This is a genomic window from Actinoplanes lutulentus (assembly GCF_003259845.1).
Lineage (GTDB): Bacteria > Actinomycetota > Actinomycetes > Mycobacteriales > Micromonosporaceae > Actinoplanes > Actinoplanes lutulentus.
Genome location: NZ_QLMJ01000003.1, coordinates 518684 through 530754, shown reverse-complemented (window position 1 = coordinate 530754; position 12071 = coordinate 518684). Strand labels below are relative to the sequence as shown.

Here is a 12071-nt window from a genome sequence, read left to right as displayed (position 1 = left end):
AGTGGTACTTGTCCGGTGCAGACACGCCCGACCCCGGGTTACGGAACCCTCGGTTTGTCGTCACTGTAACGGGCGCGTAGACTAGCTTGCTGGCGCGCAGCGTCCTCTCTCCATGCCCTCAAGCGCTTCGAGGGCGGGGGAGCCGCGGCTGGTTCGAGGCGGATTTTCGGCTCGGATGAGGCGTTGCAAAAGCCAGCCCCATGAACCCGATGTACAGGTAGCGGAGGACATGCCAAAGAAAGACGGAGCCATCGAGATCGAAGGCCGAGTGATCGAGCCTCTGCCGAACGCTATGTTCCGCGTTGAGCTCGCTAATGGTCACAAGGTCCTGGCACACATCTCCGGCAAGATGCGGCAGCACTACATCCGCATCCTTCCCGAGGACAGGGTCGTCGTCGAGCTCTCGCCGTACGACCTGACCCGTGGGCGCATCGTCTACCGCTACAAGTAACCCGGGTCGCGGGGGATCCACTTCCCGTCTGACTGAGAGTTAAGGCAAACCGTGAAGGTCAAGCCGAGCGTCAAGCGGATCTGCAACAACTGCCGGGTGATCCGGCGGCACGGGCGGGTCATGGTCATCTGCAGCACCGACCCGCGCCACAAGCAGCGTCAGGGCTGATTTCAGCCTCAACGCAGGATCCGCACCACTGAACAAGCTCGTCCCAGTCATCCGTGCGCAGGCATGAGTGGCTATACCCCCGGTCGGAGGCCGGGGCCCGCCCGGGCAGGCGGGATGGGACAGGCACAGACCTCCGTGAGAGACCCTGAGGAGTACGCCCACTTATGGCTCGTCTCGTCGGCGTTGATCTTCCCCGCGACAAGCGGATGGAGATCGCGCTCACCTACATCTTCGGCATCGGTCGCACCCGTGCCGTCGAGGCATTGACTGCTACCGCGATTGACCTGAACAAGCGCGCCAAGGACCTCACAGACGAGGAGCTGGTCCAGCTCCGCGACTACATCGAGTCCCACTTCAAGGTTGAAGGTGACCTGCGCCGCGAGGTCGCCGCGGACATCCGCCGCAAGGTTGAGATCGGCTGCTACGCCGGCATCCGCCACCGCAAGGGCTTGCCCGTGCGTGGACAGCGGACCCGGACCAACGCTCGTACCCGTAAGGGCCCGAAGCGCACGGTCGCCGGTAAGAAGAAGCCCGGTCGGAAGTAATAGGAGCGCACTGACTTATGCCACCGAAGGCACGCGCAGGGGCCGCAGTCAAGAAGGTCCGGCGCAAGGAACGCAAGAACGTCGCCCACGGGCAGGCGCACATCAAGAGCACCTTCAACAACACCATCGTGTCGATCACCGACCCGACCGGTGCTGTCATCTCCTGGGCCTCTTCCGGCCAGGTGGGCTTCAAGGGCTCCCGCAAGTCGACTCCCTTCGCGGCGCAGCTGGCTGCCGAGGCTGCCGCGCGTCGTGCCATGGAGCACGGCATGCGCAAGGTCGACGTTTTCGTCAAGGGTCCGGGCTCCGGCCGGGAAACCGCCATCCGTTCGCTGCAGGCCGCGGGCCTCGAGGTCGGTCAGATCTCCGACGTCACGCCGCAGCCGCACAACGGATGTCGTCCGCCGAAGCGTCGCCGGGTCTAAGGGGGGTACCGAGATGGCTCGTTACACCGGTGCCGACTGCAAGCGCTGCCGCCGAGAGAAGATGAAGCTCTTCCTCAAGGGCAGCAAGTGCGACGGTCCGAAGTGCCCGTTCGAGTCCCGGCCGTTCCCGCCCGGACAGCACGGGCGTGGACGGACCAAGGAGACGGAATACCTGCTTCAGCACCGCGAGAAGCAGAAGGCCCGTCGTGCGTACGGCGTCCTCGAGAAGCAGTTCCGTGGCTACTACGAGGAAGCCGTCAAGAAGCAGGGCAAGACCGGTGAGGTCCTGCTGCAGATCCTCGAGACGCGTCTCGACAACGTCGTCTACCGGGCCGGCTACGCCGCTTCCCGGGACATGGGTCGGCAGCTGGTCAAGCACGGTCACTTCCTGGTGAACGGCGTTAAGGTCGACATCCCGTCGTACCGGGTCAAGGAACACGACATCGTCACCGTGCGTGAGAAGTCGAAGGAAATGACCCCGTTCGTCGTGGCGCAGGCTCAGGCCGGCTCCCGCGGCGTTCCGGCGTGGCTCGAGCCGATTCCGGCCGAGATGAAGATCCTGATCCACTCGATCCCGGCGCGCGCTGTCATCGACACGCAGGTCCAGGAGCAGTTGATCGTCGAGCTCTACTCCAAGTAGCAGCTCTTTCGCCGGTGCCGGCCTTCGGGCCGGCACCGGCGAAAAAAGAACACCAGACGGCCATCAAATAGTGGGTGGCCTGACAGAAAGAAGAAAAGCGTGCTCATCAGCCAGCGGCCGACCCTCTCGGAGGAGTCGCTCAGCGAGACCCGTTCCAGGTTCACCATCGAGCCTCTGGAGCCGGGCTTCGGCTACACCCTCGGTAACTCCCTCCGCCGGACTCTGCTGTCGTCCATCCCGGGCGCGGCTGTCACCAGCATCAAGATCGACGGCGTGCTGCACGAGTTCACCACGATCCCCGGTGTCAAGGAGGACGTGGTTGAGCTGGTCATGAACGTCAAGGAACTGACCGTCAGCTCCGAGCACGACGAGCCGGTCAGCATGTACCTGCGCAAGCAGGGCCCGGGCGACGTGACCGCCGGTGACATCCAGCCCCCGGCTGGCGTCTCCGTGCACAACCCCGATCTGAAGCTGGCCACCCTGAACAGCAAGGGCCGGCTCGACATGGAGCTCACCGTCGAGCGGGGCCGTGGCTACGTCACGGCAGCGCAGAACAAGAGCGCCGGCGCCGAGATCGGCCGGATCCCGGTCGACTCGATCTACTCGCCGGTTCTCAAGGTGACCTACCGCGTCGAGGCGACTCGTGTCGAGCAGCGCACCGACTTCGACCGTCTGATCATCGACGTCGAGTCGAAGGCGTCGATCTCGCCGCGGACCGCGCTGGCCTCGGCCGGCTCGACCCTCGTCGAGCTCTTCGGTCTCTGCCGTGAGCTGGACGAGACCGCTGAGGGCATCGACATCGGCCCGTCGCCGCAGGATGCTCAGCTGGCTGCCGATCTGGCCCTGCCGATCGAGGAGCTGGACCTCACCGTCCGGTCGTACAACTGCCTCAAGCGCGAGGGCATCAATAGCGTGGGCGAGTTGATAGGGCGTACGGAGGCTGACCTTCTGGACATCCGGAACTTCGGCCAGAAGTCGATCGACGAGGTCAAGATGAAGCTCGCCGGAATGGGCCTGGGGCTGAAGGACAGCGCGCCGTCCTTCGACCCGGCGCACGTCGTGGACTCGTTCGGCGACGTGGATTACGACACCGACGACTACCGCGAGACCGAGCAGCTGTAAGTCCGGCTGCCGCGCCATAACCAAGGAGCATCTGAAATGCCCACGCCCACCAAGGGTGCCCGCCTCGGCGGCAGCCCGGCACACGAGAAGCTCATCCTGGCCAACCTGGCCACCGAGCTCTTCCGGCACGGGAAGATCAAGACCACCGAGACGAAGGCCCGGCGGCTCCGCCCGCTGGCCGAGCAGCTCATCACGAAGGCCAAGCGCGGCGACCTGCACGCCCGTCGCCGGGTTCTGGCCACCGTGAAGGACAAGGACGTCGTGTACGCCCTGTTCGAGCAGATCGCTCCGCGGTACACCAACCGCCCCGGTGGCTACACCCGCATCACCAAGACCGGCCCGCGCAAGGGCGACGCCGCCCCCATGGCGGTCATCGAGCTGGTCGAGGAGCTGCAGGTCGCGGCCACCACCGCCGCGCCGTCGAAGTCGGCCCGCAAGGCCGCCGCGCAGCAGGCCAAGGTCGAGGCGCTCGCGCCCGAGGACGAGGCGCCCAAGAGCGCCCCGGCCGCGGAGACCGAGGCCGACCAGGACGCCGAGGCGCCGGTCAGCGCTTCCGGCGACAAGGCTGAGGGCGACGACGCCAAGGCCTGAGTGCCACGTTGAAAGGCCCGGTGCCCACTCTGGGTGCCGGGCCTTTCGCTTTCCAAGATCTTCTTGTGTACGCCTTAACCACAGGAGCACCCAGCGGGATGAGTTCGATCCGCCTTCGACTGGACGTGTCGTACGACGGCGCCGATTTCTCCGGATGGGCCGTTCAACCCGGCCGCCGGACTGTCGCCGGTGTGCTCATCGAGGCGCTCGGCCGGCTGGTCGGCCCGGACACCCCGCTCGGACTGACCGTGGCCGGCCGCACCGACGCCGGCGTGCACGCCACCGGCCAGGTCTGCCACATCGACCTGCCCGTCGACGACTGGGAACGGCTCACCGGCTCACTGCTGCGCAGGCTAGCGGCCCTGATGCCGCCGGACGCCCGGGTACGCGCGGTCGCCCCCGTCCCGGACACCTTCGACGCCCGTTTCTCGGCCACGTTCCGCCGGTACGAGTACCGCGTCACCGACGACCAGTGGGGTCCGGAGCCGCTCCGCCGACACGACACCCTCGGCTGGATGCGCCCGCTCGACCTGGACCGGCTGAACGCCGCCGCGGCCGGTCTGCTCGGGGAGCACGACTTCGCCGCGTTCTGCAAGCGCAAGGAGCACGCCACCACGATCCGGGCGATCAGCCGCCTGGACTGGCGCCGCGACCCGGACCGGATCCTGGTGGCGACCGTGCAGGCGGACGCGTTCTGTCAGGCCATGGTCCGCAGCCTGGTCGGCGCGATGCTCTTCGTCGGCGACGGCCGCAAGGAGCCCGGGTGGCCGGCCCGCCTGCTGACCCTCCGCGAACGCTCCAGCGAGGTCACGGTGGCCGCCGCCCACGGCCTGACCCTGGTGCAGGTCGGGTACGCCGACGAGGCCGATTACGCCGCCCGAGCCGAAGCCACCCGCCGCCTGCGGGCCTAGGACCTGTCCTGGGTCAGCGATTGGGGCAGGTGGGTTTCCAGCACCTCGGTCATGATGCGGGTCACCGCGGGGTCGTCGTTGGTCAGCGGCTCGCCCTCAGGGCTGACGATCACGCTGTAGAGCAGGTAGTGGTCCAGGGTTCGCCAGGCGACCGGGGAGCCCTGCGGAGTCTCGGCGCCGGTCAGGCTGCTGAAGCCGCCGTCGCGGGTCTCCACCTGGGCTCGGATCAGCTCGCTCACCGACGCCGCGCTCTGGGCGTCCGGCAGGTTGAGAACCCCTGCGGTCACCTGGTGAGGGGCGTACGGGACGGACAGCTCGGCGCGGACCGCCTGCGTACACCCGTACCCCTGAAGAAGTGAGCGCAGGCCGCCGGTGACGGCGAGCGGGCAATCGGCCTCGACCCGCGACTGGCTGACCCGGAAGAGGGACGCCTGATCGGGGAAGACGTCCGCTGTGGTGAGAGGCGTGCGGGGACCGCGCGTCGAGGGGGTGGAGGGCAGGCGGTCGTCGGAGAGGATGAGGACGCCCACCATCACGACGATGCCGAGCACGATCAGGGCAGCCAGGCCGTGGGTGAGCAGACGGGCTGTCCGGAGAGGCTCCCGTCGCAGGTGCCGCTGGCTGCGCGCTCGGGAACGGGCCGGGGTGCGGTGCTGTCCGGCGGGTCCCGGGAACGGTCGCAGAATCAGGGCGTGCGCGGAGCGCGTCGAGGTGGCGTACCGCATGGACCCCAAGTTAGGCGGGGACGCTGATCTATGAACGCACACAATGTGCGGCACCCCGCCGTGCTGCCGCTCGTTGCGCGGCGGGAGACTGGCCGGGTGAGTGCCGACCATTACTTCACCGCCGAGCCGGACGCGCCGCTGCGACGCAGCGAGATCGAGTTCAGCGTCGCCGGCAAGAACTACCGGCTCGCCGTCGCCTCCGGGATCTTCTCGGCCGGCCGGCTCGACCCGGGCACCGCCGTGCTGCTGCGCAAGGCCACCCTGCCGACCGTGACGACCGAGGGTACGTTGCTCGACCTCGGCTGTGGGTACGGTCCGATCGCGTGCGTGCTGGCCACCGAGGCGCCGGCCGCAACGGTGTGGGCGGTGGACGTGAACTCCCGGGCGCGTGAGCTGACCGCGGAGAACACCAGCAAACTGGGTGTGAAGGTGGCCGCGCCGGACGACGTTCCGGCGGACGTCACGTTCGACCAGATCTGGAGCAACCCGCCGACCCACGTCGGCAAGGCCGAGCTGCGCGCGCTGATGGAACGCTGGCTGCCGCGCCTGGCACCGGACGGCACCGCGTGGCTGGTGATCAACCGGAACCTCGGCGGTGATTCGCTGCACACCTGGCTGACCGGGCTCGGCTGGCAGGTGGAGAGAACCGCCAGCCAGCGCGGTTTCCGGGTGCTTCGGGTCACCCGAAATTCGGCTGACTGACGGCTCGTCGCACGGGAGGATGCCGCCATGGGTTACGTGGATGTCGCCGGAGTCGGCTTTGTGCTCCCCGATGGGCGGGAGCTCTTCTCCGACGTCGCTTTCCGGGTCGGCGAGGGCGCGAAAGTGGCGCTGGTCGGGCCGAACGGCGCCGGCAAGACGACGCTGATGCGCATGGTGGCGGGCGATATCCCGACGCAGAGCGGGACGATCGCCCGGTCCGGCGGGCTCGGTGTGATGCGCCAGTTCATCGGGATGATCGGCGACGACCGTACCCTCGAAGATCTTGCATTGTCCTTGGTCGCGCCCGCGCTGGGCGCGGCAGGCGCGCGACTTGCCGCCGCGGCCGCGGCTCTTGGCGAGACCGAGAAGAGCCAGATCGCGTACGCGAACGCGCTCACGCACTGGGGTGAGGTCGGCGGATACGAGGCTGAGGTCCTCTTCGACACCGTGACCGTCTCGATCCTCGGCAAGCCGTGGGAGGAGGCGAAGGACCGCGTCGTGCGGACGCTTTCCGGCGGTGAGCAGAAGCGGTTCGCCCTGGACCTGCTGCTTCGCGGCGGCGACGAGGTGCTGCTCCTCGACGAGCCGGACAACTTCCTCGACGTGCCCGCGAAACGCTGGCTGGAACAGCGGATGCGGGAGTCGTCCAAGTCGATCCTCTTCGTGTCGCACGACCGGGAACTGCTCGCGCAGACGGCGGATCGGGTGGTGGCCGTCGAGGGTGGCGGCGCCTGGACCCATCCGGGCGGTTTCGCCTCCTGGCACGCGGCCCGGGTGAACCGGCACGAGCGCATGGAGGAACTGCGCCGGCGCTGGGAGGAGGAGCACGAGAAACTGCGCGAGCTCGTCTTCACGCTGAAGAACAAGGCGGCTTTCAACGACGGCCTCGCGTCGCGTTATCAGGCCGCGCAGACCCGGCTGCGCAAGTTCGAGGAGGCCGGCCCGCCGCCGCTGCCGCCGAAGGACCAGTCGGTACGGATGAACCTGCGCGGCGGCCGCACCGGCAAACGCGCGGTCATGTGTGAACGGCTCGAACTGGAGAACCTGACGTTCCCGTTCGACCTGGAGATCTGGTACGGCGACCGGGTGGCGGTCCTCGGCGCGAACGGCACCGGCAAGTCGCACTTCCTGCGGCTGCTGGCGGCCGGCGGCTCCGAGCCCGACCTGGAGCACAAACCTGTCGACGGCGCGCCACTGACGCACGTGATGCACGAGGGTGTCGCCCGGCTCGGGGCGCGGGTCCGTCCCGGGCACTTCTCGCAGACCCACGACCGGCCCGAGCTGACCGAGAAGACGCTCGTCGAGATCCTCTGGCGAGGTGATGAACATCGCTCCGGGATGGACCGTGCCGGCGCGATGAAGTCGCTCAACCGGTACGAGCTCGCGGCACAGGGCGACCAGCGCTTCGGCACGCTCTCCGGTGGGCAGCAGGCCCGGTTCCTGGTGCTGTTGCTGGAGCTCTCCGGCGCGACGTTGCTGCTGCTCGACGAGCCGACGGACAACCTGGACCTGGCGTCCGCCGAGGCGCTCGAAGAGGGATTGAAGGCGTTCGACGGCACGGTGATAGCGGTCACCCACGACCGCTGGTTCACCCGGTCTTTCGACCGTTTCGTGCTGTTCGGGGCCGACAACGAGGTTGTCGAGGTTCCTGAACCGGTCTGGGACGTGCGCTAGCTTTTCTCGTCACGGACCGGTTAGGGTCCGATTACAAGAAACCCACGGGAGTCCGGGCACCGGGCTGAGAGGGGGGCTGATGCGGCCCCCGACCGTCGAACCTGATCCGGGTCATGCCGGCGCAGGGAGGAGTGCTTCATGCACGAGTCGTTTCCTCGGATCCACGTCATCACCGATTCGCTCGACGTCATCCGTGCGGTGGCCGGTCAAGACGACGTGGCCGTTCAGATCAGAGTCAAGACAACTGACGCCGAGGCGTACGCACTGACCCTCGCAGCCCTGGAAATCCTTCGCCCGGCCGGCACGTTGTGCCTGGTCAACGATCGGATCGGGGTGGCACTCGCGGCCGGCGCGGACGGGGTTCACCTGGGCGCCGACGATCTGCCGATCGATGCGGCGCGGCGGGTGCTCGGCCCGTCCGCCGTGATCGGTGCGACCTGCCGGAACCCGACGGCGGCCCGGGAAGCGGTCGCCGCCGGTGCGAGCTATCTGGGCACCGGGCCGGCGTTCCTGACCTCCACGAAGGACGGTCTGCCACCACCGATCGGCCCGGCCGGCGTGGCGGCTGTGGTCGACGCGGTGCCGGGTGTTCCGGTGCTGGCGATCGGCGGGATCACGGCCGACCGGGTGCCGGTGCTTCCATCCCATGGCGTTGCCGCGATCGGCGCGTTCGTGGTCGACCCGAAGCGGGCGGTTGCCGAGTTCATCGAGGCACTGCGATGAGGGTCGCTGTTGTCGGCGGCGGGATCATCGGGCTGGCCATCGGCCGCGAGTTGTTGCTGCGTGGAGCAGATGTCACCGTCTTCGACCCGGGTGGTGATGACGGCGCCTGGCATGTGGCGGCCGGGATGCTGGCGCCGGGTGGGGAGTCGGCGTTCGAGTTCCCTTTTCTGGAGCCGTTGCTGGAAGCGTCCAACGCGCTGTGGCCGTCTTATGCGGCTTCTCTGGGGGATGTCGGTTATGACGATGCCGGCACCCTGAGCGTGGCGTTGACGGCTGACGACGTGGCCAGTGCCTCCCGGGAGTGGAAGCACCAGAAGCTCAGCACTCTGACCGGCTCTCAGGTGCGCGAGCTGGAGCCGGCGTTGTCGCCTCGGGTGCGGGCCGGCGCTTTCTCGCCGACTGAGCGGCAGGTTGATCCGCGCAAGGTGGTCTCCGTGCTGCGGACAGTCCTCAAAGGTCGGATTGTCGCGCGGCAGGTAACCGATTTATCGGAAATAGACGCGGAAATCGTGGTTGTCGCTGCCGGGGTTGGCACGGCGTCACTCACCGGACTCCCGATCCGTCCGGTGAAAGGCCAGGTTCTGCGGCTGCACGGCGAACCGGGTCTGCTGCGGCACGTGATCGACGGTGAGGCCGACGGACGGCATGTCTACCTGGTGCCCCGTGCGAACGGTGAGGTTGTTGTCGGCGCGACGATGGAAGAGCGGTCCGACCACTTCACCACCGCCGGTGGTGTGCACGACCTGCTGCGCGCTGCCCTCGACCTCGTGCCCGGGCTGTCCGAGCACGAACTCACCGAGATCACCGCCGGGCATCGCCCCGGCACACCCGACAACGCCCCGATTTTAGGCAGGCTCGGACTCGGCCGCCTCGACGAACGAACCGTGGTGGCCGCCGGTCACCACCGCAACGGGGTGCTGCTCACCCCGATCACCGCGCGGCTCATCGCCGATCTGGTGCTGACCGGAACCGCGGATCCCCTGCTCGACGCGTTCACCCCCGGGAGATTCGGATGCGCCTGACGATCAACGGCCAGGACCGGAGCAGGACCGAGAGCTGCACTGTCGCGATCCTGGTCGCCGAGCTCATCGCCGCGCAGCGCGGTGTGGCGGTCGCGGTCAACGGGACCGTGGTGCCGCGTTCCACCTGGGCGGACGTCGACCTCGCCGACGGCGACCGGGTCGAGGTACTGACCGCGGCGCAGGGCGGTTGAGGATGTTCCTGCCCGAGAACGGCCTGATCCTGGGCACCGGCGGGGCACAGAGCCTCGCCGCGCTCGAAGAAGCGATCACGGCATCCGAGACCACTCTCGTCACCGTCGCGCTGCGCCGGGTCGACGCGGCCGGTCCGGGACTGCTGCCGATGCTGGACCGGCTCGGTGTGCGGGTGCTGCCGAACACCGCCGGTTGTTACACGGCCGGTGACGCGGTGAAGACCGCGCAGATGGCCCGCGAGGCATTCGAGACCGACCTGATCAAACTTGAGGTGATCGGCGACGAGCGGACGCTGCTGCCCGACGGCGTGGAGCTGCTGCGGGCCGCCGAGACGCTGGTGGCGGACGGGTTCACGGTTCTGCCGTACACCACCGACGATCCGATTCTGGCTCGCCGTCTCGCCGACGCCGGATGCGCCGCGGTGATGCCCGCGGGTTCGCCGATCGGTTCCGGTCTCGGCATCTCCAACCCGCATCACATCGAGCTGATCCGCCAGATGGTCGACATCCCGGTGGTCCTGGACGCCGGCATCGGCACCGCCTCGGACGCCGCGCTCGCCATGGAGCTGGGCTGCGACGCGGTGCTGGTCGCCAGCGCGATCACCCGGTCCGACGATCCGGCGGCGATGGCGTCGGCCATGCGGCACGCGGTCGCGGCAGGCCGGCTCGCTCGCGCCGCCGGCCGGATCCCACGGCGGTTCCACGCACTCGCGTCCACAGCGGACGAAGGGATCGCGGCATGGTGACACCGGGCGGGCTCGTCGTACTCACCGACAGGCGGTCCGCCGCCGGGCCGTTGGTCCAGGTGGTCGCGGCCGCGATCCGCGGCGGCGCCGCGTGGGTCATCCTCCGGGAGAGAGACCTTGGGTACGCGGAACGCACAGCACTAGCGGCTCAACTGCGACCGCTGCTGCCACCGGGCCGGCTGATCGTCGCGGGGCCGGACCCGCTCGGCGGCTCGGCCGTCCACCTGTCGGCCGCCGATCCGGTGCCGGCCGGGGTGCCACTGGTCGGCCGGTCCTGGCACGGCACCGAACCGTTGTCCGATGTGGATTACGTGACGCTGTCGCCGGTGTATCTGACGGCCACGAAGCCGGGATATGGGCCGGCGCTCGGTCCGGCAGGTGCGGCGGAACTGGTGAACCGGGTTCCGCGATCGCCGGCAGGCGGAGGCACTGCCGTCGGCCGGATTCCGTGGCTCGCTCTCGGCGGGGTGGATTCGGCGGCGCGGGCGGCCGAGTGCGCCGAAGCCGGAGCCGAGGGCATCGCGGTTCTCGGGGCGATCATGCGGGCCGCCAACCCGGCGCGGGTGGCTAGCGAGCTGGCCGGCGCGTTCGCCGCCGCCAAGCGAAGGGTCGCCGGGCGAGACCCCGCTGCCAGGGATCTGGAAGGCGCGCTGTGACGCCGCCGGTGGTGCTCACGATCGCCGGGTCGGATTCCGGTGGGGGAGCGGGGATTCAGGCGGATCTCAAGACGTTCGCGGCGCTCGGTGCGTTCGGGACGTCGGTGATCACCGCGATCACCGCGCAGAACACGCTCGGCGTCACGGCCATCCACGCCGTCCCGGCGGACATCGTGGCGGCGCAGCTGGACGCCGTGCTGTCCGATCTGCCGGTGGCGGCCGTGAAGATCGGGATGATCTCCGACCCGGCGGTCGCCAAGGTGATCGCGGAACGGGCTGCCGGTCTGCCGGAACTCGTCATCGACCCGGTTCTGGTGGCCACCGCCGGGAGCAGACTTGGTGAGCCTGGAGTGGTCGGTTTGCTAATTCCGTACGCAAGTGTCCTGACGCCGAACCGGCACGAAGCCGGCGCCCTCCTCGGGAGGGTGATCGAGACGGCCGAGGAAATGGTCTCGGCCGCGGCCGAGCTCGCGGAGCTCGGGGCGCGGACCGTCGTGGTGACCGGAAGTGAGCTCGCGGTCGACGCGATGTACCACGCGGGAGAGGTCACCCTGCTGCGCGGTGAGCCGGTGATGACCGAGAACAACCATGGTTCGGGCTGCACGTTCTCGTCGGCGATCGCGGTGCGGCTCGCGGCGGGTGACCCGGTGCCGGACGCGGTGGTGGCGGCGAAGGAGTACGTGCGACGCGGGCTGCGCGGTGGCAGCTCGTGGCGGCTGGGCGCGGGCCCGGGCCCCCTGGACCACTTCGGCTGGTCAATCTAGAGATCTACAGGGTTC

Annotated in this window: 17 protein-coding genes and 1 riboswitch; of the genes, 16 read left to right on the top strand and 1 reads right to left on the bottom strand. The window is 68.7% G+C overall.

Going from position 1 to position 12071, the window contains the following annotated elements; all coding sequences use genetic code 11:
- The first annotated feature begins 229 nt into the window (after positions 1 to 229).
- The 8 genes from infA (at position 230) to truA (ending at position 4853) form a co-directional block, all read left to right on the top strand.
- A complete protein-coding gene (gene infA, locus B0I29_RS09385) occupies positions 230 to 451 on the top strand; it encodes a translation initiation factor IF-1 (RefSeq protein WP_007073013.1) in 222 nt (73 codons plus the stop codon).
- A gap of 51 nt (positions 452 to 502) precedes the next feature.
- On the top strand, positions 503 to 619 hold the full coding sequence (gene rpmJ, locus B0I29_RS09380) for a 50S ribosomal protein L36 (RefSeq protein WP_014440745.1): 117 nt from the start codon (positions 503 to 505) through the stop codon (positions 617 to 619).
- 164 nt (positions 620 to 783) lie between these two features.
- On the top strand, positions 784 to 1164 hold the full coding sequence (gene rpsM / locus B0I29_RS09375; RefSeq protein ID WP_111648488.1) for a 30S ribosomal protein S13: 381 nt from the start codon (positions 784 to 786) through the stop codon (positions 1162 to 1164).
- A 17-nt stretch (positions 1165 to 1181) separates the two neighbouring features.
- Positions 1182 to 1589 carry a 30S ribosomal protein S11 gene (gene rpsK / locus B0I29_RS09370; protein ID WP_014440747.1) on the top strand — a complete coding sequence of 136 codons (408 nt, stop codon included), beginning with the start codon at positions 1182 to 1184 and terminating at the stop codon, positions 1587 to 1589.
- Between the two features lie 13 nt (positions 1590 to 1602).
- Positions 1603 to 2229, top strand: coding sequence for a 30S ribosomal protein S4 (rpsD, locus tag B0I29_RS09365; protein ID WP_111648487.1), 627 nt, complete (start codon positions 1603 to 1605; stop codon positions 2227 to 2229).
- 99 nt (positions 2230 to 2328) lie between these two features.
- Positions 2329 to 3351, top strand: a complete 1023-nt coding sequence (locus B0I29_RS09360) for a DNA-directed RNA polymerase subunit alpha (RefSeq protein ID WP_014440749.1) — start codon at positions 2329 to 2331, stop codon at positions 3349 to 3351.
- Positions 3352 to 3387: 36 nt separating this feature from the next.
- The gene (rplQ, locus tag B0I29_RS09355; RefSeq protein ID WP_111648486.1) at positions 3388 to 3942 is read left to right on the top strand and encodes a 50S ribosomal protein L17; all 555 of its coding nucleotides are present in this window, start codon (positions 3388 to 3390) and stop codon (positions 3940 to 3942) included.
- Positions 3943 to 4040: 98 nt separating this feature from the next.
- Positions 4041 to 4853, top strand: coding sequence for a tRNA pseudouridine(38-40) synthase TruA (gene truA / locus B0I29_RS09350; RefSeq protein ID WP_111648485.1), 813 nt, complete (start codon positions 4041 to 4043; stop codon positions 4851 to 4853).
- On the opposite strand, the gene B0I29_RS09345 is transcribed toward truA, so the two are convergent.
- Complete coding sequence (locus B0I29_RS09345) at positions 4850 to 5578, bottom strand: hypothetical protein (RefSeq protein WP_111648484.1); 729 nt, start codon at positions 5576 to 5578, stop codon at positions 4850 to 4852. The two genes, truA and B0I29_RS09345, sit on opposite strands and share 4 nt — an antisense overlap.
- Positions 5579 to 5674: 96 nt before the next feature.
- Between B0I29_RS09345 and B0I29_RS09340 the strand changes: the two genes are divergently transcribed.
- The 8 genes from B0I29_RS09340 (at position 5675) to thiD (ending at position 12056) form a co-directional block, all read left to right on the top strand.
- Positions 5675 to 6280 (top strand): class I SAM-dependent methyltransferase, encoded by a 606-nt coding sequence (locus tag B0I29_RS09340; RefSeq protein ID WP_111648689.1) that lies wholly within the window; start codon positions 5675 to 5677, stop codon positions 6278 to 6280.
- Positions 6281 to 6307: 27 nt separating this feature from the next.
- Positions 6308 to 7954: an ATP-binding cassette domain-containing protein gene (locus B0I29_RS09335; protein WP_111648483.1), complete on the top strand. Its 1647-nt coding sequence runs from the start codon at positions 6308 to 6310 to the stop codon at positions 7952 to 7954.
- Between the two features lie 34 nt (positions 7955 to 7988).
- Positions 7989 to 8099: riboswitch (TPP riboswitch) on the top strand.
- Entirely contained in the window at positions 8093 to 8677 is a 585-nt protein-coding gene (locus B0I29_RS09330; RefSeq protein ID WP_111648482.1) for a thiamine phosphate synthase, read from the top strand. Its footprint overlaps the riboswitch before it by 7 nt.
- A complete protein-coding gene (gene thiO, locus B0I29_RS09325) occupies positions 8674 to 9699 on the top strand; it encodes a glycine oxidase ThiO (protein ID WP_111648481.1) in 1026 nt (341 codons plus the stop codon). Before B0I29_RS09330 ends, thiO begins: the two co-directional genes overlap by 4 nt.
- Positions 9690 to 9890, top strand: a complete 201-nt coding sequence (gene thiS, locus B0I29_RS09320) for a sulfur carrier protein ThiS (RefSeq protein ID WP_111648480.1) — start codon at positions 9690 to 9692, stop codon at positions 9888 to 9890. The genes thiO and thiS overlap by 10 nt, the downstream gene beginning before the upstream one ends.
- A 2-nt stretch (positions 9891 to 9892) precedes the next feature.
- Positions 9893 to 10636: a thiazole synthase gene (locus B0I29_RS09315; protein ID WP_111648479.1), complete on the top strand. Its 744-nt coding sequence runs from the start codon at positions 9893 to 9895 to the stop codon at positions 10634 to 10636.
- A complete protein-coding gene (locus B0I29_RS09310) occupies positions 10630 to 11292 on the top strand; it encodes a thiamine phosphate synthase (protein ID WP_111648478.1) in 663 nt (220 codons plus the stop codon). Before B0I29_RS09315 ends, B0I29_RS09310 begins: the two co-directional genes overlap by 7 nt.
- Positions 11289 to 12056, top strand: a complete 768-nt coding sequence (thiD, locus tag B0I29_RS09305; protein WP_111648477.1) for a bifunctional hydroxymethylpyrimidine kinase/phosphomethylpyrimidine kinase — start codon at positions 11289 to 11291, stop codon at positions 12054 to 12056. Before B0I29_RS09310 ends, thiD begins: the two co-directional genes overlap by 4 nt.
- Positions 12057 to 12071 lie beyond the last annotated feature (15 nt).

What these genes read in the sequence shown, in the direction of transcription:
- rpsK (WP_014440747.1), top strand. Translation starts at nt 1,182, where the DNA reads ATGCCACCGAAGGCACGCGCAGGGGCCGCAGTCAAGAAGGTCCGGCGC.
- thiS (WP_111648480.1), top strand. Translation starts at nt 9,690, where the DNA reads ATGCGCCTGACGATCAACGGCCAGGACCGGAGCAGGACCGAGAGCTGC.
- thiO (WP_111648481.1), top strand. Translation starts at nt 8,674, where the DNA reads ATGAGGGTCGCTGTTGTCGGCGGCGGGATCATCGGGCTGGCCATCGGC.
- B0I29_RS09345 (WP_111648484.1), bottom strand. Translation starts at nt 5,578, where the DNA reads ATGCGGTACGCCACCTCGACGCGCTCCGCGCACGCCCTGATTCTGCGA.
- B0I29_RS09330 (WP_111648482.1), top strand. Translation starts at nt 8,093, where the DNA reads ATGCACGAGTCGTTTCCTCGGATCCACGTCATCACCGATTCGCTCGAC.
- rpsD (WP_111648487.1), top strand. Translation starts at nt 1,603, where the DNA reads ATGGCTCGTTACACCGGTGCCGACTGCAAGCGCTGCCGCCGAGAGAAG.
- rpsM (WP_111648488.1), top strand. Translation starts at nt 784, where the DNA reads ATGGCTCGTCTCGTCGGCGTTGATCTTCCCCGCGACAAGCGGATGGAG.
- B0I29_RS09335 (WP_111648483.1), top strand. Translation starts at nt 6,308, where the DNA reads ATGGGTTACGTGGATGTCGCCGGAGTCGGCTTTGTGCTCCCCGATGGG.
- rplQ (WP_111648486.1), top strand. Translation starts at nt 3,388, where the DNA reads ATGCCCACGCCCACCAAGGGTGCCCGCCTCGGCGGCAGCCCGGCACAC.
- B0I29_RS09315 (WP_111648479.1), top strand. Translation starts at nt 9,893, where the DNA reads ATGTTCCTGCCCGAGAACGGCCTGATCCTGGGCACCGGCGGGGCACAG.
- truA (WP_111648485.1), top strand. Translation starts at nt 4,041, where the DNA reads ATGAGTTCGATCCGCCTTCGACTGGACGTGTCGTACGACGGCGCCGAT.
- infA (WP_007073013.1), top strand. Translation starts at nt 230, where the DNA reads ATGCCAAAGAAAGACGGAGCCATCGAGATCGAAGGCCGAGTGATCGAG.
- B0I29_RS09310 (WP_111648478.1), top strand. Translation starts at nt 10,630, where the DNA reads ATGGTGACACCGGGCGGGCTCGTCGTACTCACCGACAGGCGGTCCGCC.